Raw genomic sequence first — 21,395 nt, 5'->3', positions numbered from 1 at the left:
GCGGCACACACCTCACATTCCGCGGGAGAACTCTTCCGTCTCGTGCGCGCCGGCAGGGCGCAATCGCGAGCGGATCTCGCCCGTCTGACCGGCCTCTCCGCCTCGACCGTCGCGCTGCGCATCGAGGAGCTCATCTCCCACGGCTACGTCGAGGAGACCGGGCAGGGCGAGTCGCGCGGCGGCCGCCGGCCTCGGGTTCTCGCGGTCAAGGCCGGAGGCACGATCGTCGCCGGAGTCGACCTCGGCGAGCGGCACGCGACGATCGCGCTGCTCGACCGTCGCGGAGAGATCGTCGCGTCGACCATCGACCAGGTCTCGCTCCTCGACGGCGTGGAGAGCGTGGTCAGCGAGGTGTGGGAGAGCGCCCAGCGCCTCGCCGAGGAAGCAGGCGGGCTGAAGATCGAGGGCATCGCGATGAGCCTGCCCGGGCCCGTCGACTCGAGGACGTCGCGATTGCTCGCACCGATGCGGATGCCGGGATGGAACGGCGTCGATGTGGGCGAGGTCCTCGGCTCCGTCACCTCGCTGTCCTACCTGATCGACAACGACGCCAACGCGATGGCCGTGGGCGAGTTCCTCGAGCGCGGTGGCGGCACCGAGCAGCTCGTGTTCGTCAAGGCGGGCAGCGGCATCGGCTGCGGCATCATCCTGGACGGGGCCGTCTACCGGGGGTTCCGCGGGGTCGCGGGCGACATCAGCCACGTCGCGCTGCACAACGCTCCTCCGGTGATCTGCTCGTGCGGGCGGATCGGGTGCCTCGATGTGGTGGCCAGCGGTGCGGCGATCGTCGACGCGCTCAAGGAGGCGGGGGCGTCGGTCGAGACGCTCGACGATGTCCTGGCGCTCGCGCAGAACGCGCATCCGAAGGCGACGGCGCTGCTCCGCGAGGCCGGGGCCCGCACCGGCGAGGTGCTCGCCACGATCATCAACTTCTTCAACCCGCAGACCCTCGCGCTCGGCGGGCGGCTGGCCTCGGCCGATGCCTTCGTGGCCGGCGTGCGACAGGCGCTGTTCACGCTGTGCCTGCCCATGTCGACCGACTCGCTGGAGATCGACGTGAGCCGGGCGGGTGCCCTTGCCGGGGCGCGTGGCGTGGGCTGGGAGATGCTCGAGAGCATTCTGGATCCGGCGCGGATCGACGCTGAGCTCCGATTCGAGGAAACTACGATTTCGGCCTAAGTACTGCTGCAGGCGAAGGAACCAGCTCGGTTTCCTTCGATCCGACGTCTAAGCTTTTGGCATGGCTGAAACCTCTGCGCGTCCCCGAATCGCCATCGCCGGCATGGCGATCGAGTCCAGCACCTTCTCGCCGCACCGCGCGGGCGAACGCGCCTTCCAGCGTGTGGAGGGGGCAGAGCTCACGGGTCGCTACGACGCGATCCGCAACGGCGAACTGACCGACCGCGCCGAATGGCTGCCGGTCTACTACGCCCGCTCGATCCCCGGCGGCGCCGTCCTGCCCGAGGTCTACGAGAGCATCAAGAAGCGGATCTGCGCAGGGCTCGCCGTCCTCGTCGCCGAGGGCGGCGCACTGGACGGTCTGTTCTTCGACATCCACGGTGCCATGAGCGTGGTCGGCATGGACGACGCCGAAGGCGACCTCATCACCGCGATCCGCGAGGTCATCGGCTCGGACGTCGTCGTCTCGGCCTCGATGGACCTGCACGGCAACGTCTCGCGCACCCTGATCGAGAACGTCGACCTCATCACCTGCTATCGGCTCGCCCCGCACGAGGACACCTGGGAGACGCGCGACCGCGCGATCCGCAACCTGGTCGAGGCGCTCGAGAGCGGCACCACGCCGCATCGTGCCTGGGTGCGGGTTCCGATCCTGCTGCCGGGCGAGAAGACCAGCACGAGGGTCGAGCCGGCGAAGAGCCTCTACGCCCGCATCCCCGAGATCGAGGCGCGACCCGGTGTGACGGATGCGGCGATCTGGATCGGGTACGCATGGGCCGACGAACCCCGCTGCCATGCGACGGTGGTCGTCACCGGCACCGATGAAGCCGCCACCGCCGCGGCGGCCGAAGAGCTGGGTCGGGCGTTCTGGGATGTGCGCGACGACTTCGAGTTCGTGGGCCCTCCCGGAACCCTCGATGAGGGCGTCGCGGCGGGGCTCGCGGCGACCGACACCCCGTACTTCATCAGCGACTCGGGTGACAACCCCGGGGCCGGTGGCACGGGCGACGTCACGTGGACGCTCGCGCAGCTGCTGCAGAAGCCGGAGCTCACCTCCGAAGATGCGCCGGTCACCCTGTGCGCCTCGGTGTTCGACAAGGGTGCGCTCGACATCCTCCGCAGGCATGCGATCGGGGACGAGGTCTCGGTCGAGGTCGGTGCTCGTGTCGACGACGGCCCGCACGGCCCGGTGCGAGTCGATGCGGTGCTGCACAGCCTGCACGAAGGCGATGTGGATGCCGGGGGAGTCGCGGTCCTGCGCCGCGGCGGCCTGCACATCATCGTCACGGAGTTCCGCAAGGCGTACCACGCGATCACCGATTTCACCGCGATCGGACTCGATCCGGCATCCGCGCAGATCGTGGTCACCAAGATCGGCTATCTCGAGCCCGAGCTCTTCGCCGCCATGCGCGGCTGGACCCTGGCCCTGACCCCCGGCGGGGTGGACCAGGACCTCGACCGTCTGGGACATCACCGCATCCTGCGTCCGATGCATCCGTTCGATGTCTTCGCCGCGGACCCCGACCTGGCCGCAGAGATCGTCCGCTGAGCGCCCGACGCCGCGTTTATCCATAATCGAAGCAAGTAAGTTACATAACCGTAACGCAACCGGCTATTTCGGGATACTTGCTTCGGGCATGATTCAAAGTGCGTCGCACACCGGACGAACTCGTCCTTCAGTGCGGCATCGGAACAAGGAGGTTACATTGCGTACTCAGACGCTGCGTCGCCGGATGCTCGCCCCGCTGGGCGCACTCGCCGTCGCGACGCTCGCCCTCACGGCGTGCGGAGCCGGATCGGGCGGGAACGAATCCGCCGCCGAGAAGGACACCGTGAGCTTCGCGCTGCAGGTCGGCACCGGGCCCAACTGGATCCTGCCGATCTCGACGCCCGACAAGATGGCGACGCACAACAGCGCGATCAAGGCGACCATGTGGCCGCGCCTGTTCGAATACAACGGCGTGGACGGCGAGATGGGCTGGGACGAGGCGGCCTCCGCTGCGAAGTCCTACGAGTTCTCCGAGGACCAGAAGACGATCACGATCACGCTCAACGACCTCGACTGGTCGGACGGCGAGCCCGTCACGTCTCGCGATGTCGAGTTCTGGTACAACCTGGTCCGCTTCAACGGCGAGAAGACCGGTGGCTACTCGGCCGGCCTGATGCCCGACAACGTGACCGCGTTCACCACCATCGGCGACAAGACGTTCTCGCTGACGATGGACAAGGTCTACAACGAGGAGTTCCTGCTCGGCAATCAGCTCAGCCTGATCTACCCGATGCCGCAGCACGTCTGGGACAAGACCAGTGCCGACGGCGAGGTCGGCGACCTCGACCGCGACGCCGCAGGCGCGACGCAGGTGCTCGATTACCTCTACTCCGAGGCCGAGGACATGAAGACCTACGCGACCAACGACCTGTGGAAGACCGTCGCCGGTCCGTACACGGTGAAGAGCTGGTCGGACTCGGGTCTGGTGGAGCTCACCGAGAACAAGAAGTACACCGGTGAGGACAAGCCGAGCATCCCGAACGTCAAGTTCCTGCCGTTCACGTCGGCGGATGCCGAGATGAACGTCGTGCGCTCCGGCGAGGTCGACTACGGCTACGTCACCAGCTCGCAGCTGACGAACGAGAAGCAGTTCACCGACCTCGGATACAGCATCGAGCCGTGGGCCGGCTGGTCGATCACGTACATGCCCTACAACTTCGCCAACCCGGAGAAGGGCGCGTTCTACAAGCAGCTCTACGTGCGTCAGGCGCTGCAGCACGCCATCGACCAGGAGACCATCTCCGAGGTCGTCTGGCACGGCGCCGCGACCCCCGACTACGGGCCGATCCCGCAGACGGCCGACTCGAACGGCCTCTCCGACGTCCAGAAGAACAACCCGTACCCCTTCGACCTGAAGGCCGCGGAGAAGCTCTTCACCGACAACGGCTGGGAGAAGGACTCCGACGGGAACCTCTCGTGCGTCGACGCCGGAACGGATGCCGGCCAGTGCGGCGAGGGCATCGCCGCGGGTGAGAAGGCGGAGATCGTCGTCACCACGCAGAACGGCTCGCAGGAGACCGACAACATGATGGCGGAGATCCAGTCGTCGCTCGGCAAGATCGGCGTCAAGATGACGATCGACTCCAAGCCGCTGGACACCGTCCTCACGCAGGCGCAGGAGTGCAAGACCGGCAGCGCGTGCACGTGGGAGCTCGTCTTCTTCGGCACTGCGGGCAGCTGGTACTTCCCGCCGTATGCCACGGGTGAGCGCGTCTTCGCGAAGGACACCAAGTGGAACGCCGGACAGTACGACAACCCCGAGGCCGAGGAGCTCGTGCAGGCCATGGCCTTCTCGACCGACCCGGAGATCGCCAAGAAGTACTCGGAGTTCCTCGCCACCGACCTGCCCGTCATGTGGATGCCGAACCCGGTGTACCAGGTCTCGGTCGTGCGCGACGGACTCGACATCGCCCACCAGGACCCGGGCGCGTCGTTCCTTCCGCAGCGCTGGTCCTGGACCAAGTGATCCGTCCCGGATCGAGTGACAAGAGGTAGATGACATGAGTGTGGTGGAAGCAGCGCAGAGCGCGCAGAAGAAGGAGAGGCCCGGCGGCGGCCGGTTCTGGTGGTACCTGCTGAGGCGGGTCGGCCAGGGCGGCATCGTCATCCTCATCGTGACGCTGATCGTGTTCGCGCTGCTCCACCTCGCCATGCCGAACGGCCCGGCTGCCGGCATCCTCGGCATGCAGGCTTCGCAGGAGCAGATCGAAGCCTTCAACCGTGAGAACGGCTTCGATCTGCCTCTGTGGCAGCAGTACTTCAACTTCCTGGGCCAGCTGCTCCAGGGAGACCTCGGCGATTCGTTCAAGCTGAATCGCCCGGTGGCGGATGCCATCGGCCAGCGTCTCCCGAAGACGCTGATCCTCGCCCTCATCTCGATGCTGATCGCCCTCGCGATCGCGATCCCGATGGGCATCTTCCAGGCGGTGCGCCGCGGCAAGGCCGCCGACTACATCCTGACGACGTGGAACTTCATCGTCTACTCCACGCCCTCGTTCTTCCTCGGGCTCATCCTCGTGATCGTGTTCGCGCAGTGGCTGCGGCTCGTCCCAGCCCAGGCGCCGCAGGGCGAGACCGTCGGCGACGTGCTGGCCAACCCCGCCGGCCTCGTCCTCCCCGTGCTGACCGCGGCGGCCGGCATCATCGCCACGTTCTCGCGGTACATGCGCTCCGCGACCATCGACAACCTCTCCGAGGACTACGTCCGCACCGCCAGGGCGAAGGGCACGTCGGTCTCGGTCGTGATCACCCGCCACGTCGTGCGCAACTCGCTCACCCCGGTCATCGCGATGCTCGGCTACTACCTGCCGGTCATGTTCGGCGGCATGATCGTCGTCGAGTCGCTCTTCAACTACCCCGGCATGGGGCTGCTGTTCTGGACATCGGCGCAGACCTCCGACTACCCCGTCCTGCTCGGCTGCATCCTGGTCATCGCGCTCGCGACCGTCATCGGCTCGCTGCTCGCCGACATCATCCAGGCGCTGCTCGACCCGCGCACCCGTGAGGAGCTCTCGTGAGCACGACGACCATCCTGACCCGCACGCTGACCCCGCGTCAGCGCGGCATGCGCCGATTCCTGCAGAACAAGCTCGCCGTGTTCGGAATCGTCACGATCGCGCTCTTCCTCCTGTTCTGCTTCGTCGGGCCGCTGATCCACCCGACGGATCAGATCCACACCGACCTGCGCAGCACGATGCTCCCGCCGGGCAGCCCGGGCCACCCGCTCGGCACCGACGACGTCGGCTACGACGTGCTCGGCCGGCTCATGATGGGTGGGCAGATCTCGATCCTCATCGGTCTGGCCGCCGGCATCCTGGCCACCGTCATCGGCACTCTGTGGGGAGCCATCGCCGGCTACGTCGGCGGTGTCGTCGACACGGTGATGATGCGCGTCGTCGACGCGGGCATCGCGATCCCGGCGACCTTCCTGCTGCTGATCCTCTCGGCGATCCTGCGGCCCAGCGTGCCGCTGATGATCTGCGTGATCGGCCTCGTCTCCTGGCTCGTGCCCGCCCGTCTCGTGCGCGCCGAGTCGATCTCGCTGAAGTCGCGCGAATACGTGCTCGCGCTCCGCGCCATGGGCGGCACCCACTCGCGGGCCGTGCTCAAGCACATCGTGCCGAACACCGTCGGCACGATCGTGGTGAACGCCACGTTCCAGGTGGCGGACGCGATCCTGCTCGTCGCCTACATCTCCTTCCTCGGGATGGGGCTGCAGAAGCCGGCGACCGACTGGGGCGCCATGCTCACCAGCGGCATCACCTACACGTACGCCGGAGCCTGGTGGCTCATCTTCCCGGCCGGATTCTGCATCGTCCTCACGGTCTGCGCGTTCAACAGCATCGGCGACGGACTCCGTGACTTCTTCGACGTGAAGGGACGTGCCGCATGAGCGACGCGCTGCTGTCGATCACCGACCTCGCCGTCACGTTCCGCACCGAGGACGGACCGGTCGAGGCCGTCAAGGGCATCGACCTCGAAGTCCGCACGGGCGAGGTGCTGGCGCTGGTCGGCGAGTCCGGCTCGGGCAAGTCCGTGACGGCGATGGCCGTGCTGGGGCTCCTGCCGCGTTCGGCGACCGTCACGGGATCGATCCGGCTCGGCGGGCGCGAGCTGCTCGCGCTGCCGGAATCGGAGATGAACAAGGTGCGCGGCGCCGAGATCTCGATGGTGTTCCAGGAGCCGATGACCGCGCTCAACCCGAGCATGCGGATCGGCGACCAGATCACCGAGGCGATCCTCAACCACGGCGGCGTCTCGAAGGCGGATGCCTGGAAGCGCGCGGTCGCGCTGCTGCAGCGCGTCGGCATCCCCGAACCCGAACGTCGGGCGAAGAGCTACCCGCACGAGCTGTCGGGTGGTCAGCGCCAGCGCGTGGTCATCGCGATCGCCCTCGCCTGCGAGCCGCAGTTGATCATCGCCGACGAGCCGACGACCGCGCTCGACGTGACCGTGCAGGCCGAGATCCTCGACCTCATCCGACGCCTCGCCGCCGATACGGGAACCGCCTTCCTGCTGGTCACCCACAACATGGGCGTCGTCGCCGACATCGCCGACCGCGTGGCCGTGATGCTGCGCGGCACGATGGTCGAGGTCGGCGACACGCGCGGCGTGCTCACCGCTCCGCGCGAGGACTACACGAAGAAGCTGCTCAGCGCCGTGCCCTCGCTGCCGGACCTCGCGACCGTCGTCGAGCGCGTGGAGGAGGAGGTGCGACCGGACGCCGTGCTCGAGCTCTCCGGCGCCAGCGTGACCTATCGCCGCGGCGGGCGTTCATTCCTCGCGCTCGACAGCGTCGACCTGCAGATCGCTCCGGGGGAGATCCTCGGTCTGGTCGGCGAGTCCGGCTCCGGGAAGTCCACGCTCGGTCGTGCCGCCCTGGGCCTGCTGCCGCTCTCGGACGGATCGATCACCCTGTTCGGCGAGAAGGTCGGGCGCGGCGGTGTCGGTCGCCGGCGCGAGCGCGTGCTGCGCGGACGCGTCGGTGCGATCTTCCAGGACCCTGGGTCCAGCCTCGACCCGCGGATGACGGTCGGCGAGGCGATCTCCGAGCCGATGCTCGTGCAGCGTCGCAAGCTCCCGACCACCGCGGCGCAGCGCCGAGCGCGCGTGGCCGAACTGCTCGAGGCGGTCGAGCTGCCGGCGAACTACGCCACCCGGTACCCGCATGAGCTCTCCGGAGGGCAGCGTCAGCGCATCGGTCTGGCACGGGCCATCGCCCTCGAACCCGAGCTGATCATCGCCGACGAGCCGACCTCGGCGCTCGACGTCTCGGTGCAGGCTGCCGTGCTCGATGTGCTGCGCTCGCTGCAGGAGCGGATGCACTTCGCCTGCCTGTTCATCAGCCACGACCTCGCCGTGGTGCACCAGATCTCCGACCGCGTGGCCGTGATGCTCAAGGGCGAGATCGTCGAGACCGGCTCCGCCGACGACGTGCTCCTCGCGCCGCAGCATCCGTACAGCCGGCGTCTGCTCGCCTCCGTCCCGGTCCCCGACCCCGACAAGCAGGCGCTGCGACGGGAGGCCCGCGCGGCCGCCCGGGTGATGGCTCCGTGACGGCGCTCGCGTCGGACACGACGAGGGACTCGGATGCAGCGACGGGCGGCGACGTCTCGGTCGTGCTCGGAATCGACGTCGGCGGGTCCAGCGTCAAGCACCTTCTCGCTCGCTCGGACTCGTCGACCGCGCGGCCTCCGACCCCGCTCGCACGCGGCCGGAACGCGACTCCCACCTCGTCGCCCGCGGACGGACTCGCCGAGATCGTCGAACGAGTGCGGGGCGACCGCACGCTGACGCGGCTCGTTCTCTCGATCCCCGGCATCGTCGACGAGCAGAACGGCGTCGTGGTGCGCTCGGCCAACATCCCCGCGCTCGACGGGACTCCGCTCGGACGCCAGCTGGCGGATGCTCTCGGGGTGCCGGTCGACGTGATCAACGACGGGCACGCCGCCGCGGTGGCAGAAGCCTCCTGGGGCGCGGGCGCCGGCATCGACGACGTGTTCGTCCTCGCGCTCGGCACCGGCATCGCGGGGGCGCACGTGATCGACGGACGCGTCGTCTCCGGTGCGCACGGCTCGGCGGGCGAGCTCGGCCACATCACGATCGACCCGAACGGCCGGGACTGCTCGTGCGGACGGCGCGGATGCCTCGAGACCATCATCGGAGCGCCGGCCCTCCACGCGGCGTGGGCGGATGCCGGTGGCAAGGGCGGACCCGAGGCGCTACTCGAAGCCTTCGCGTCGGGTGACGGGACCGCGACGGCCATCGTGCGGCGCGCAGCCTCGGCGCTAGCGGAGGCTCTGCTCACGCTGTGCGCGCTGGTGGATCCCGGAGCGATCGTGATCGGCGGGGGCCTCGCGCAGGCGCCGCACCACCTGGTGACGCTGGCCGAGCGGTATGTGCGCGAGCGGGCGACCTTCCACCGGGTGCCCCCGATCGTGCCGGCGACACTCGGGGGCTGGGCCGGCGCGAACGGCACCGTGCTCACCGCGCTCCTGCGGCAGCACGCTGCGACGCACCGAACCCCCAGGACAGTCGCGTAAAATCAGCACAATGACCGACGCGCCTGGACCCTTCGACGAGCTCGGAGACCCGGGAACAGGGCTCGAGAACCCCGAGTTCGGTGCCGGTGTCGACCCCGACGATCTCGCCACGACCCTGCGGGTGCTGTCGCAGCTGCATGAGATCGACAACGAGCATCCGGACTTCGTCGCCGTGCGCCACGCCACCGCGGCGATGTTCAAGGCCGTCAAGCGCGTGCGCCGCAAGGAGATCCGCGACGCGATCGCCGAGGCCGACAAGGCCGTCGTCGCCCGCACCGCGACCGGCGCTCCCGACCGCATCGACGACGAGACGCGTGGGCACGACCTCGCGACGAGCGTGGTGGATGCCCCGATCGCGGGCGAGCTGCTGAAGCCCCGCAACTGCTACATCTGCAAGCAGCCGTACACGGTGGTCGACGCGTTCTACCACCAGCTGTGCCCCGACTGCGCGCGCTTCAGCCACGGCAAGCGCAACGCCCGCACCGACCTCACCGGCAAGCGCGCCCTGCTCACCGGAGGCCGCGCCAAGATCGGCATGCACATCGCGCTGCGGCTGCTCCGCGACGGCGCGCACACCACGATCACGACGCGCTTCCCGCGCGATGCGGTGCGCCGGTTCTCGGCCCTCCCCGACTCGGCCGACTGGCTGCACCGGCTGCGCGTGGTCGGCATCGACCTGCGCGACCCCGCCCAGGTGATCGGGCTCGCCGACTCGGTCGCCGCACAGGGACCTCTCGACATCCTCATCAACAACGCGGCGCAGACCGTGCGGCGTTCGCCGGGCTCGTACTCGCTGCTGGCGGATGCCGAGCTGCAGCCGCTGCCCGACGGTCCGCTGCCCGAGATGGAGACTTTCGGGCACACCGCCGACCCGCACCCGCAGGCGCTGCAGGCCTCGGTCGACGCGCATCCGCTGCTGTCGGTCGCCGCGCTCGGCGGCACGATCGCCGAGCAGGGTGGTCAGGCGCTCACGGCAGAGGACCTCGCACGTCTCGCCATGGCGCCCGGATCGTCTTCGCTCGAGAAGCACGCAGACGGCACGGCGATCGACGCGGGCGGACTGGTCCCGGATGTCAACCGCACCAACAGCTGGGTGCAGTCGATCGATCAGGTCGATCCGCTCGAGATGCTCGAGGTGCAGCTCGCCAACACCACGGCGCCGTTCCTGCTGATCAGCCGCCTGCGCGCGTCGATGGCGGCATCCGATTCCCACCGCAAATACGTCGTCAACGTGTCAGCGATGGAGGGGCAGTTCTCCCGCCGGTACAAGGGGCCGGGGCATCCGCACACGAACATGGCGAAGGCCGCGCTGAACATGCTCACGCGCACGAGTGCCGGCGAGATGCTCGAGACCGACGGCATCCTGATGACTGCCGTGGACACCGGCTGGATCACCGACGAACGCCCGCACTACACGAAGGTGCGGCTCGCCGAAGAGGGGTTCCACGCCCCGCTCGACCTGGTCGACGGCGCGGCCCGCGTGTACGACCCGATCGTGCGCGGCGAGGCGGGCGAAGACATCCACGGCGTGTTCCTGAAGGACTACGAGCCCAGCCCCTGGTGACCCGACTGGGGCGCCGTCGAGGAAACGGCGGATGCCGCATCGCGACAGCGCAAGAATCGTCAAGCGGTCGTGGGCAGGCTGGAACCATGCGAACCACACAGGAAGAGTTCACCGTCGTCGGACTGCCGCTGCGCACCAGCAACCGGGAGGCGGCGACGACCATCCCGCCGCACTGGGAAGCCTTCCAGCGGGCTGACGTCGCGGGGCGACTGCGCGCCGACGGCGACCTGTATGCCGTCTACGCCGAGCATGAGCACGCCGGTATCGACAACCTCGGCGACTACACGCTGGTCATCGGGTATCGCGTGGATGATCCGGCGACGATCCCGGTCGACCTCACTGCTGTGGTCGTGCCGGCATCCGCGCGCGAGATCGTGTCGCTCGAACCCGGCCGTCCCGATCTCGTCGGCGCCGCCTGGCAGGAGATCTGGTCCCGGAGCGGTCTCGACCTGAGCTACCTCGCCGACTTCGAGCGATACGCTGCCGACGGCACCATCGAGATCTCGCTCGGACTACGCTCTGCTTCGTGAAGGCCGCTCAGTATCAGCAGCAGCTCGATGCCGTGACCGCGTACATCTACGACCATCTCGACGACGATCTCGACCTCGACATCCTCGCCGGGGTCGCGCGCTTCTCCGCCTTCCATTGGCACCGCCTCTACCGCGCTGCGCGAGGGGAGACCGCCGCGCAGACCGTGCACCGACTGCGCCTGGAGCGGGCGGCGGCACTCCTCGTGGAGACGGATCTGCCGATTGCGCGCATCGCCCGCCGGTCGGGGTTCTCGGGGACGGAGACGTTCACCCGTGCCCTGACCCGTGCCTACGGAATGCCTCCGAGAAGGTTCCGCGAGAGCGGTGCGCACGTGCAGTTCCGCCGGCAGAGCGACGAGGCGCTGTCGGCGCACCCCGTGGAGATCCGCGTTCTGCCGGCGACCACGCTCGCGATGTCCGACCACCGCGGCGCCTACATCGACATCGGCAGGGCGTTCGCTCGCGTCCGCGATCGGATGGGTCCTGCCGGACGGATGATCGCGATCTACGAAGACGATGCTGATGCCGTTCCCGCCGGTGCGCTCCGCTCCTCGGCGGGCGTGGTCATCCACGCGGATGCCGTGGTGCCGGAGCCCCTGCACGCACGGACGATCCCCGCCGGACGGCACGCGGTGCTGCGCTACGTCGGGCCGTACTCGTCGATGCACCGCGCCTACCGGTGGCTCTACGGAGTCTGGCTGCCGTCGTCCGGGGAGGAACCGCGCGATCATCCTGTGTTCGAGGAGTACCTCACGGATCCGGCCGACACGGCGCCGACGGCATCCGTGACGGAGATCATCCTGCCCCTCGTCTGATCCGACGCGGCGGCTGTGTGGTCTCGTCGAGGGTTCAGACTCCGCGGCGCTCGAGGTTGGCCGAGGCCCACTCGCCGAGTTGATCGAGGATCGGGAGCAGTCCCCGTCCGCTCGCGGTGAGCGTGTACGACACGGTGACCGGGGGTCCTGCGTCGACCGTGCGGGCCACGAGCCCGGCTTCGGCGAGCTCTGCCAGCCGGTCGGAGAGGACCGTGTCACTGATTCCGGCGACCGCGCGGCGCAGGGCGACGAAGGTCGAGGGACCGGCGCCGAGCGAGGCCACGATCATGCCGTTCCACCGTTTGCCGAGCACGCTGAAGGCCAGTGTGACGGCGGCGTCGCACCGTTGCACCGCCTCCTCGATCTCGGGCATGCCCCCATCCTACTCGTGCTACGTTAACCACTGCTGCTAAGAAAAACCTAGCGACTACGAAAACGAGAGGTTCGACATGTCCCTGTTCCGCCTGGATGCCAGCATCCTTCCCGCGTCGTCCGCCAGCCGCGCACTCGCCGACCTCGTCGAGGCCGAGTGGACGGCATCCCACCCCGACTCGACCGTCACGCGTCGCGACCTCGCGGCCGACCCGGTGCCCGCGACGGCCTGGGCGGATGCCGTCACCGGCGGCTTCGTCGACGCGGCACAGCGCACTCCGGCGCAGAACGAGGCCCGCGCGCTCGCCACGAGTTTCGCCGACGAGCTGATCGGCGCCGACGCGCTGCTGTTCGCCGTGCCGCTCTACAACTACGGCGTCTCGCAGCACTTCAAGACCTGGTTCGACCTCGCCTACACGGACCCGCGGATCGACCCGACGGGCACTGCGCTCCGGGGCAAGCCGGCGACCCTGGTCACGGTGCTCGGCGGAAACTACGCCCCCGGCACCCCCAAGGACGGCTGGGACCACTCGACCGGATGGCTGCGCCGCGTGCTGGCAGACGTCTGGGGCCTCGACCTGCGCGTCGTGCAGCGTCCCTTCACGCTCGTGGGCGTGAACCCGGCACTCGACGCGTTCGCCGACACCGCGCAGGAGCTCAAGGAGGCCGCCGAGACCGACGCGGTCACGTACGGCCGCGAGGTCGCCGCGCTGCGGGGCTCGCAGGTCGCCTGAGGCGGGACTTCAGGGCCACAACTTCTGCGGCCATCTGCACCTTCCACGGCCGGATTCGGGGGATCGGGCCGCAGAAGTTCGGGATGGCCGCAGAACTCAGGGGTGAAACGGATGCCGGGACGGGAACTCGCGTTCCCGCCCCGGCATCGGCCCGGCCCCGGCATCCACTCGTGCCGGCATCCGCCCGGCACACCTGTCGGTCGAAATCACGGATGCAGGTCCGGAAAGGGTATTCCGGACCTGCATCCGTGAAACGGCCCGACAACTGTCCCGGCGGCCTACCCGATCGGTGGGGAACCGTCAGCCCAGCGGCGACGGGTACGGATGCGGCAGCCACACCGTCACGATCAGACCGCCGTCCGCCCGCGGAGTGAGCACGAGGGAACCGCCGTGAGCCTGGGTGATTCGCTGCGCGATCGCGAGTCCGAGCCCGACCCCGGCGTGGTCCTCGTCGCGCGTGCGCTCGGCACCCCGCTGGAACGGCTCCGTGAGCGTCGCCACGCGATAGGCGGGCAGCACCTCGCCGGTGTTCTCGACCACCAGCGCCACGGCGTGCGGCGTCGCGTGCGTGCGCACCGCCACCGCACCTCCGGCCGGCAGGTTGTGCACGATCGCATTCAGCACGAGGTTCGTGACCAGCTGCTGCAGAAGTGCGGACGACCCCAGCACCGGAGCGGCGGCACCGCCCACCTCGACGGCGACACCGCGTCGGTCCGCGAGAGGCAGGAGCGCCTCGACGGCCTCCTCGGCCAGGAGCGACAGATCGACGACTTCGCGGGTGAAGGACCGGCGCTCGGCACGGCTGAGCAGGAGCAGTGCCTCGGTGAGCTCGATCGCGCGGGCGTTGACCTCCTGCAGGCGGGAGATCAGCGCGTCGACATCGCGGTCGGGGTCGGTGCGGGCGACCTCCAGCATCGTCTGCGAGATCGCCAGCGGGGTGCGCAGCTCGTGCGAGGCGTTCGCCGCGAAGCGCTGCTGCTCGGCGACCTGCGCCTCGAGCTGCTCGAGCATCGAGTCGAAGACGTCGGCGAGGTCGCGGAACTCGTCGCGCGGACCCTCGAGCGCGACGCGATGCGACAGCGAACCCTGCGTCGCGAGCTTCGCCGCGTCGCTGATCCGGTCGAGCGGCGCCAGCATCCGTCCCGCGAGAAGCCAGCCGCCCCCGAGTCCCAAGGCGATCAGCACGACCATCACGGCACCCGCGACGGGCACGAAGGCGCGGAGCAGATCCGAGCGGTTGGGAACGAAGATGTCGGCCACGATCTGCGCGTCCGGCACGTAGCGGAGCAGGAAGAGGCCGACGGCGGCGAGAAGCAGGATGCCGGAGAAGACGACGATCCCGGCGTAGCTCAGCGTGAGCTTGAGTCGGGCGCTCATCCCGGCCCGCCTAGGCATCGGCATCCGTCCCGATGCGGTACCCGACGCCGGGCACGGTGAGGATCAGCCAGGGCTCCCCGAGCCGCTTCCGCAGCGACGACACCGTGATGCGCACGGCGTTCGTGAACGGGTCCGCGTTCTCATCCCACGCGCGCTCGAGCAGTTCCTCGGCGCTCACCACTCCGCCCCCGGCGTCGACGAGCACCTCGAGCACCGCGAACTGCTTGCGGGTGAGGGCGACGTAGCGTTCGTCGCGGTACACCTCGCGGCGGAACGGATCGAGGCGGAGACCCGCGACCTCGAGCACCGGCGGCCGCGCGCGCTGCCGGCGGCGGTCGAGAGCGCGCAGACGCAGCACCAGTTCCCGCAGCTCGAACGGCTTGGTCAGGTAGTCGTCGGCGCCGATCTCGAACCCCGACGCCTTGTCGTCGAGCCGGTCAGCGGCCGTCAGCATGAGGATCGGGATGCCGCTGCCCGAGGCCACGATCCACCGGGCGATGTCGTCACCGGAGGGTCCTGGCACATCGCGGTCGAGGACGGCGATGTCGTAGGCGTTGATGCTCAGCAGCTCGAGAGCCGTGTCGCCGTCGCCGGCGATGTCTGCGGCGATCGCCTCCAGGCGCAGCCCATCTCGGACCGCCTCGGCGAGGTAGGGCTCGTCCTCGACGATCAGCACACGCATGGCTGCGATCCTACGCACCCGGACATATCGGGAGCGTATGGAAAAGCGCATACGACCGGGCAACAGCCGCCCTTCTTCACTGGAGACATGAACAGCAGCACCAGCCACCCCCGCCGCCGTATCCGCCGCCGCCGACTCCTCGTCGCGGCGATCGCGCTCGCCGCGGTCCTGATCCTCGCATTCGCCGTGCAGCAGTCGCTGGTCGCGGCATCCGCCTCGGTCTCCTCGCAGGAGAACGCGACGGGCGAGACCGCCGGGCCCCCTCCGCAGGACGTCACCGGCTCGGTCGTCGCTCCGAGCGATGCCGACGGCGTGATCCGCGACGGCAACGAGCCCACCGTGTTCGACACCGCCGGAGTCGCGATCGCCAACCTCGACCCGGCCCTGCTCGACGCGCTGCAGCGTGCCGCGAACGACGCCGCGGCCGACGGACTCGAGTTCCGGGTGAACAGCGGGTGGCGGTCGGCGGCGCTGCAGGAGCGGATGATGCAGGATGCGATCGTCCAGTACGGCTCGGAGGCCGAGGCGGCGCGCTGGGTCGCCACGCCGCAGACGTCGGCCCACGTGTCCGGTGATGCCGTCGACATGGGCCCGCTCCCCACCCTCGACTGGCTCGCCCAGTTCGGTGCGGACTACGGGCTGTGCCAGACCTACGCCAATGAGCCCTGGCACTACGAGCTGCGACCGGATGCCGTCACCGAGGGGTGTCCCGAGATGTACTCCGACCCCACCGAAGACCCGAGGATGCAGCCATGACCGCCCTGCTCGCCGCGGAGCGCACCGCGCTCTCGCTGCTCCCCGCGCCCCTGCTCCGCACCTTGCCCGCCGCCGTTGCGGAGAACGTGCGCCGCGTGCGGGTCGGAACCGACGCCCGCATCATGGCCGTGGTGAAAGCCGACGGCTACGGACACGGCGCGGTCGCCGTGGCGCGGGCGGCGGTGGGCGCCGGCGCGGAGTGGCTCGGGGTCACCGATGTCGCGGAGGCCGTGGCGCTGCGGGAGGCCGGTCTCACGGCGCCGATCCTGTCGTGGCTGAACCCTGCGGGGGTGGACGCGGTCGAGGCGGCGGCGCACGGCGTCGACATCGCGGTCGGATCGGTCGAGGAGCTGCGCCGACTGGTCGTGGACGCGGACTCCCCGCTGCGGGTGCACCTGCACCTGGACACCGGCATGTCGCGAGAAGGATGCCCGCTCGACGACTGGCCCGAGCTGCTGCGGGTCGCGAGGCAGGGGAGGGGGCGCGTCGAGGTCGTGGGGGTGATGGGGCATCTGCCGTGCGCCGATGAGGGCGACCCCCGCGCGAACGAGGCGGCGGTGCTGCGGATGCGGCAGGCGCGTGATGCGGTGCTGAGGGCGGGGTTCGGGCCCCTGCTCGTGCACCTGGCCGCGACCGCGGGCGCGCTGACCGATCCGGCGACGCACTTCGACCTCGTTCGCATCGGCGCGGGACTCGTGGGCATCGATCCCTCGGAGTCGATCGCGTTGACGGGTGCATCGCGCTTCACGGCGTCGGTCGTGCACAGCTCGTCCGTGCCCGCCGGCACGCCCATCGGGTACGGCGGGACGCACCTGACGACACGGCCGACGTGCCTCAGCGTCATCGGTGTGGGCTACGCCGACGGCATCCCCCGGGAGCTCGGCGAGGGCGCGTCCGTCGAGATCGGCGGGGCGCGGCATCCGCTGGTCGGGAGGGTGTCGATGGACCAGATCGTCGTCGACACGGGGGATGCGCTCTTCCCGCGCGGCACGACGGCGACCGTGTTCGGTCCGGAGGGTGGCGCGGTGCCGTCGGTGCAGGAGTGGGCGCGGTGGGCGGGCACCATCCCGCACACGATCGTGACCGGCATCGGCGCGCGGGTGCAGCGGAGCATCGCATGATGCCGCGCGTGCTGGTCATCGGGGGAGGGCAGAACGCCGAGCACGAGGTGTCGCTGGCGTCGGCAGCCGCGGTCGCCGCGGCACTGCGGCTCAGCGGCCACACCGTGAGCACGCTGACCATCGACCGCGAGGGGATCTGGCGGGCGGACGGCCTTCCTTCCTGCGCGTCGCCGATCGAGTCGCTCGGTCTCGCGCTGCCGCTGATCGCCGAGGCCGACGTCATATTCCCTGCCGTGCATGGATCGCTCGGTGAGGACGGTGCCCTCGCCGCGCTGGCGGCGCTCGTCGGCGCGCGGATCGTGGGATCGGACCTGCACGCGGGAGCGATCGGCATGGACAAGTGGGCGACGAAACTGGTGGCGGATGCCGTCGGCATCCGCACCGCTCGCGGCAGGGTCATCTCGGTCGAGGACATCGGCGACGCGGAGTTCGAGTCCGAGGTGGTCGTCAAGCCGGTGTCGGCCGGCTCGAGCTACGGCGTGAGCCTCGTCACGGAAGAAGCGGAGCTGCTCGACGCACTGCGCACCGCGGCACGGTTCGATCGACGCATCCTTGTGGAGGAGGTCGTGCGGGCGCGGGAGATCGACGTCGCCGTGCTCCGTGAGGCGGGCGGCATCCGCTGGGCGGCACCGCCGCTGGAGATCCATGCATCCGGGCTCTTCGACACCGCGACGAAGTACGACGGGAGTGCGCGGTTCACCGTTCCTGCACAGCTCGACGCCGCGGAGACATCGGCTCTCCAGCGCGCGGCCATCGCCGTGTTCGACGCGCTCGGCTGCGCGGGCGTCGCACGGATGGACTTCTTCCTCACCGACGACGGCCCGGTGCTCAACGAGGTCAACACCATGCCAGGACTGACCGCGGCATCTCAGGTGCCCGGGATGTTCGCGGCGGCGGGCGTCGAGTACACCGACCTCGTGGGGCGGCTGGTCGCGGGCGCCCGCGTGCCCGGGGCGGTGAACTCGACCTACGGGTTCGCGGGAGTGGGATCCTAGAAGGCATGGCCGGCCTGCACATCACCTGGCGTCCCGTCGTCGAGAGCGACTTCGGGCTGCTTGCGGACTGGCTGTCGCGGCCGCACGTGCACCGGTACTGGCACCACGACTTCTCGCCGGAAGGTGTGGCGCGCGATTTCGGTCCGGGCACGCGCGGCGAGGAGGCGGGGGAGGATCTGCTCGTGTCGTTCGACGGTGTGCCGGGGGCGCTGGTGCAGCGCTCGCGCATCGCGGACTACGCCGAGGACTTCGAGGAGCTCTCGGCGATCGTCGACGTCCCCGAGGAAGCGGTGACGATCGACTATCTGATCGCGGATCTCGGGAACACCGGGCGCGGCCTCGGCACGGCTCTCATCCGCGCCGTCGTCGCCGAGACCTGGTTCTCCTACCCCGATGCGCCCGCGATCATCGTTCCCGTGGTCGCGGGCAACGTCGGCTCCTGGCGCGCGCTCGAGAAGGCGGGATTCCGCCGGGTGGGCGAGGGGGAGATGGAGCCGGACAACCCGATCGATCCGCCGCTGCACGTGGTGTCGCGCATCGATCGGCCGGTGACCCGACGGACCATCTAGAGCCGATCGACCCCGGTCACGGTGAGCACCGCTTCGCCGGCTTCATCGGATGCCGCGAGGTCGACGGTCGCGGAGATGCCCCAGTCGTGATCGCCGGCAGGGTCGTCGAGGATCTGACGCGCAGTCCACTGTGCGCTGCCCTGCTCGAGGATCAGGAGCTTCGAGCTGCGCGCGTCCGCCCCGGTGAGGATCTCGTCGTGGTCGTCGAAGTAGCCGTCGAGCGCGGCGGACCACGCGTCGGCGCCGAACGCCGGGTCGAGTTCGGCGAGGGCATCCACGTCTTCGCGAGCGGCCAGCTGCACGCGCCGGAACAGCTCGTTGCGCACCAGGATGCGGAAGGCGCGCACGTTGCTCGTGAGGCGCTTGGGCGCGGGCGGAACGATCGGCTCGTCGCCCTTCGACAGGCTCAGGGACCCATCGTCGAAGCGGCCGTTGTCGATACCGGCGCGCAGCTCCTCCCACTCGTCGAGCAGGCTCGAGTCGACCTGCCGCACGAGCTCGCCGAGCCACTCGATGAGGTCGCGGAGATCCTCGTCCTTCAGCTCTTCGGGGATGGTCTGCGAGGCGGCGCGGTAGGCGTCGGAGAGGTAACGGAGCACGACGCCCTCGGAACGGGCGATCTTGTAGTAGGCGACATATTCCCCGAACGACATGGCTCGTTCGTACATGTCGCGCACCACGGACTTGGGGTGCAGCTCGAAGTCGCGGATCCACGGCTGCGCCGCACTGAAGGTCTCGAACGCGGCCGTGAGGAGCTCGTCGAGGGGCTTCGGATACGTGACCTGCTCGAGCAGCTCCATCCGCTCGTCGTATTCGATCCCCTCGGACTTCATCGCGGCGACGGCCTCACCGCGGGCCAGGAACTCCTGCTGGCTCAGCACGGCGCGCGGATCGTCCAGCGTCGCCTCCACGATCGAGATCATGTCGAGGGCATAGTTCCCTGTTCCCACACCGTTCTGGGCCGCTGAGCCTGTCGAAGCATCCGGGTCGAGCAGCTCGAACGCCGCGAGGGCGAACGGCGACAACGGCTGGTTGAGGGCGAAGTTCGGCTGCAGGTCGACCGTGAGCCGGATGCCCTTCGACGAGCTCAGGGGCCCATCGTCGAAGGTCTCGACGATCCCGGATTCCCGAAGCGTGCGGTAGATGCCGATCGCCCGGATCGCGAGTTCGCGCTGGCGAGATCGCGGCTCATGGTTGTCGTATACCAGTGAGCGCATATTGGCGAACACATCGCCGCCGCGGGCGATCACGTTGAGCATCATGGCGCTCGTGATCTGCATGTGCGAGGTCAGCGTCTCGGGCACCGCGTCGATGAGCTTGCGGAACGAGGGCTCTCCCCACGACACGAAGCCGTCCGGAGCCTTCTTGCGCACGATCTTGCGCTTCTTCTTCGGGTCGTCGCCGGCCTTCTTGACCGCCGCGGCGTTCTCGCTCTCGTGCTCGGGCGACTGCGAGACCACCGTGCCGGCGGTGTCGAAGCCCGCGCGCCCTGCTCGGCCGGCGATCTGGTGGAACTCCCGCGCGTTCAGCTGCCGCATGCGCGTGCCGTCGAACTTCGTCAGCGCCGTGAGCAGCACGGTGCGGATCGGCACGTTGATGCCGACGCCGAGGGTGTCGGTGCCGCAGATGACGCGCAGCAGTCCTCGCTGAGCGAGCTGCTCGACGAGGCGCCGGTACTTCGGCAGCATGCCGGCGTGGTGCACGCCGATGCCCGCACGGAGGAAGCGGGAGAGCGTCTTGCCGAACGCCGTGGTGAACCGGAACTCGCCGATGAGGTCGGCGATCTGATCGCGCTGCTCGCGCGTCGCGACCTTGGTGCTCGAGAGCGCCTGCGCGCGCTCCATCGCGGCCGCCTGCGAGAAGTGCACGACGTAGATCGGCGCCTGGCCGGTGTTCAGCAGGTCGTCGATCGTCTCGTGGATCGGCGTCGTCTCGTAGAAGAAGTGCAGCGGTACCGGGCGCTCGACACCCGTGACGGATGCCGTCTCGCGCCCAGTGCGCCGAGTGAGGTCGGCGGCGAGCGTGGTCACGTCGCCGAGAGTGGCCGACATCAGGATGAACTGCGCCTGCGGCAGGTCGAGCAGCGGAACCTGCCATGCCCAGCCGCGCTCCGGGTCGGCGTAGAAGTGGAACTCGTCCATGACGACCTGGCCGACGTTCATGTCGGTGCCCTGGCGCAGCGCGAGGTTCGCGAGGATCTCGGCGGTGCAGCAGATGATCGGTGCGTCCGCGTTCACCGAGGAGTCGCCGGTGATCATGCCGACGTTCTGTGCGCCGAACACGTCGACCAGGGCGAAGAACTTCTCGCTCACCAGGGCCTTGATCGGCGCGGTGTAGAACGACCGCCGTCCGGCGACCAGCGCGGCGAAGTGCGCTCCGACCGCGACGAGCGACTTCCCGGTGCCGGTCGGCGTCGACAGGATCAGGTTGTTGCCCGAGACGATCTCGATGACCGCCTCGTCCTGGGCGGGGTAGAGGCGGATGCCGGTCGACTCCGCCCACTCGACGAACGCCAGGTAGACGGCATCCGGGTCGGATCCGTCGGGAAGCGCATCGAGGAGCATCCTTCGATCATCCCCTACCGGGCGCCGGCCGCGCGCCGTGCCGGAA

19 protein-coding genes are annotated in these 21,395 nt (G+C 69.4%); 15 read left to right on the top strand and 4 right to left on the bottom strand.

All coding sequences use genetic code 11. From position 1 onward, the window contains the following. The first annotated feature begins 42 nt into the window (after positions 1-42). The 10 genes from ABS642_RS12830 to ABS642_RS12785 all read left to right on the top strand — a co-directional run bounded on the left by ABS642_RS12830 (position 43) and on the right by ABS642_RS12785 (position 12,179). Complete coding sequence (locus ABS642_RS12830; protein ID WP_350350369.1) at positions 43-1,179, top strand: ROK family transcriptional regulator; 1,137 nt, start codon at positions 43-45, stop codon at positions 1,177-1,179. 61 nt (positions 1,180-1,240) lie between these two features. Next, positions 1,241-2,728, top strand: a complete 1,488-nt coding sequence (locus tag ABS642_RS12825) for a M81 family metallopeptidase (protein WP_350350368.1) — start codon at positions 1,241-1,243, stop codon at positions 2,726-2,728. Between the two features lie 157 nt (positions 2,729-2,885). Next, entirely contained in the window at positions 2,886-4,694 is a 1,809-nt protein-coding gene (locus ABS642_RS12820; RefSeq protein WP_350350367.1) for a peptide ABC transporter substrate-binding protein, read from the top strand. A gap of 34 nt (positions 4,695-4,728) precedes the next feature. Continuing rightward, positions 4,729-5,745, top strand: a complete 1,017-nt coding sequence (locus ABS642_RS12815; protein WP_282214951.1) for an ABC transporter permease — start codon at positions 4,729-4,731, stop codon at positions 5,743-5,745. Then, complete coding sequence (locus ABS642_RS12810) at positions 5,742-6,620, top strand: ABC transporter permease (protein WP_282214950.1); 879 nt, start codon at positions 5,742-5,744, stop codon at positions 6,618-6,620. The genes ABS642_RS12815 and ABS642_RS12810 overlap by 4 nt, the downstream gene beginning before the upstream one ends. Beyond that, on the top strand, positions 6,617-8,284 hold the full coding sequence (locus ABS642_RS12805; RefSeq protein WP_350350366.1) for an ABC transporter ATP-binding protein: 1,668 nt from the start codon (positions 6,617-6,619) through the stop codon (positions 8,282-8,284). Before ABS642_RS12810 ends, ABS642_RS12805 begins: the two co-directional genes overlap by 4 nt. Then, a complete protein-coding gene (locus ABS642_RS12800; protein WP_350350365.1) occupies positions 8,281-9,270 on the top strand; it encodes an ROK family protein in 990 nt (329 codons plus the stop codon). The genes ABS642_RS12805 and ABS642_RS12800 overlap by 4 nt, the downstream gene beginning before the upstream one ends. 10 nt (positions 9,271-9,280) lie before the next feature. Next, on the top strand, positions 9,281-10,834 hold the full coding sequence (locus ABS642_RS12795; protein WP_350350364.1) for an SDR family NAD(P)-dependent oxidoreductase: 1,554 nt from the start codon (positions 9,281-9,283) through the stop codon (positions 10,832-10,834). Between the two features lie 86 nt (positions 10,835-10,920). Beyond that, positions 10,921-11,364 carry a GyrI-like domain-containing protein gene (locus ABS642_RS12790; RefSeq protein WP_350350363.1) on the top strand — a complete coding sequence of 148 codons (444 nt, stop codon included), beginning with the start codon at positions 10,921-10,923 and terminating at the stop codon, positions 11,362-11,364. Continuing rightward, positions 11,361-12,179 (top strand): GyrI-like domain-containing protein, encoded by an 819-nt coding sequence (locus ABS642_RS12785; protein ID WP_350350362.1) that lies wholly within the window; start codon positions 11,361-11,363, stop codon positions 12,177-12,179. Before ABS642_RS12790 ends, ABS642_RS12785 begins: the two co-directional genes overlap by 4 nt. A gap of 34 nt (positions 12,180-12,213) precedes the next feature. Here the strand turns inward: ABS642_RS12785 and ABS642_RS12780 are convergent, their stop codons facing one another. Further along, on the bottom strand, positions 12,214-12,552 hold the full coding sequence (locus tag ABS642_RS12780; RefSeq protein WP_350350361.1) for a helix-turn-helix domain-containing protein: 339 nt from the start codon (positions 12,550-12,552) through the stop codon (positions 12,214-12,216). A gap of 76 nt (positions 12,553-12,628) precedes the next feature. On the opposite strand from ABS642_RS12780, the gene ABS642_RS12775 reads away from it, so the two are divergent. Then, a complete protein-coding gene (locus ABS642_RS12775; protein ID WP_282214943.1) occupies positions 12,629-13,285 on the top strand; it encodes an NAD(P)H-dependent oxidoreductase in 657 nt (218 codons plus the stop codon). 300 nt (positions 13,286-13,585) lie between these two features. Here ABS642_RS12775 and ABS642_RS12770 read toward each other — a convergent pair whose 3' ends face one another. Further along, a complete protein-coding gene (locus ABS642_RS12770; RefSeq protein ID WP_282214942.1) occupies positions 13,586-14,662 on the bottom strand; it encodes a HAMP domain-containing sensor histidine kinase in 1,077 nt (358 codons plus the stop codon). A gap of 10 nt (positions 14,663-14,672) precedes the next feature. Then, positions 14,673-15,344 carry a response regulator transcription factor gene (locus ABS642_RS12765; RefSeq protein ID WP_282214941.1) on the bottom strand — a complete coding sequence of 224 codons (672 nt, stop codon included), beginning with the start codon at positions 15,342-15,344 and terminating at the stop codon, positions 14,673-14,675. 87 nt (positions 15,345-15,431) lie between these two features. Between ABS642_RS12765 and ABS642_RS12760 the strand changes: the two genes are divergently transcribed. From ABS642_RS12760 to ABS642_RS12745, 4 genes are read left to right on the top strand one after another with little or no spacing between them, the layout of a single operon-like run. Beyond that, positions 15,432-16,100, top strand: coding sequence for a M15 family metallopeptidase (locus tag ABS642_RS12760; protein WP_350350360.1), 669 nt, complete (start codon positions 15,432-15,434; stop codon positions 16,098-16,100). Continuing rightward, entirely contained in the window at positions 16,097-17,221 is a 1,125-nt protein-coding gene (alr, locus tag ABS642_RS12755) for an alanine racemase (protein WP_350350359.1), read from the top strand. Before ABS642_RS12760 ends, alr begins: the two co-directional genes overlap by 4 nt. Continuing rightward, the gene (locus ABS642_RS12750; RefSeq protein ID WP_350350358.1) at positions 17,221-18,216 is read left to right on the top strand and encodes a D-alanine--D-alanine ligase; all 996 of its coding nucleotides are present in this window, start codon (positions 17,221-17,223) and stop codon (positions 18,214-18,216) included. Before alr ends, ABS642_RS12750 begins: the two co-directional genes overlap by 1 nt. A gap of 5 nt (positions 18,217-18,221) precedes the next feature. Then, positions 18,222-18,785, top strand: coding sequence for a GNAT family N-acetyltransferase (locus ABS642_RS12745; protein WP_350350357.1), 564 nt, complete (start codon positions 18,222-18,224; stop codon positions 18,783-18,785). Here ABS642_RS12745 and ABS642_RS12740 read toward each other — a convergent pair. After that, positions 18,782-21,349: a DUF3516 domain-containing protein gene (locus tag ABS642_RS12740; protein ID WP_350350356.1), complete on the bottom strand. Its 2,568-nt coding sequence runs from the start codon at positions 21,347-21,349 to the stop codon at positions 18,782-18,784. The two genes, ABS642_RS12745 and ABS642_RS12740, sit on opposite strands and share 4 nt — an antisense overlap. Between the last annotated feature and the right edge of the window lie 46 nt (positions 21,350-21,395).

The sequence above is a fragment of the Microbacterium sp. A8/3-1 genome (genome assembly GCF_040267695.1).
Lineage (GTDB): Bacteria > Actinomycetota > Actinomycetes > Actinomycetales > Microbacteriaceae > Microbacterium > Microbacterium luteolum.
The sequence above is the reverse complement of the archived record's forward strand: the minus strand, read 5'-3'. Positions and strand labels throughout refer to the sequence as shown.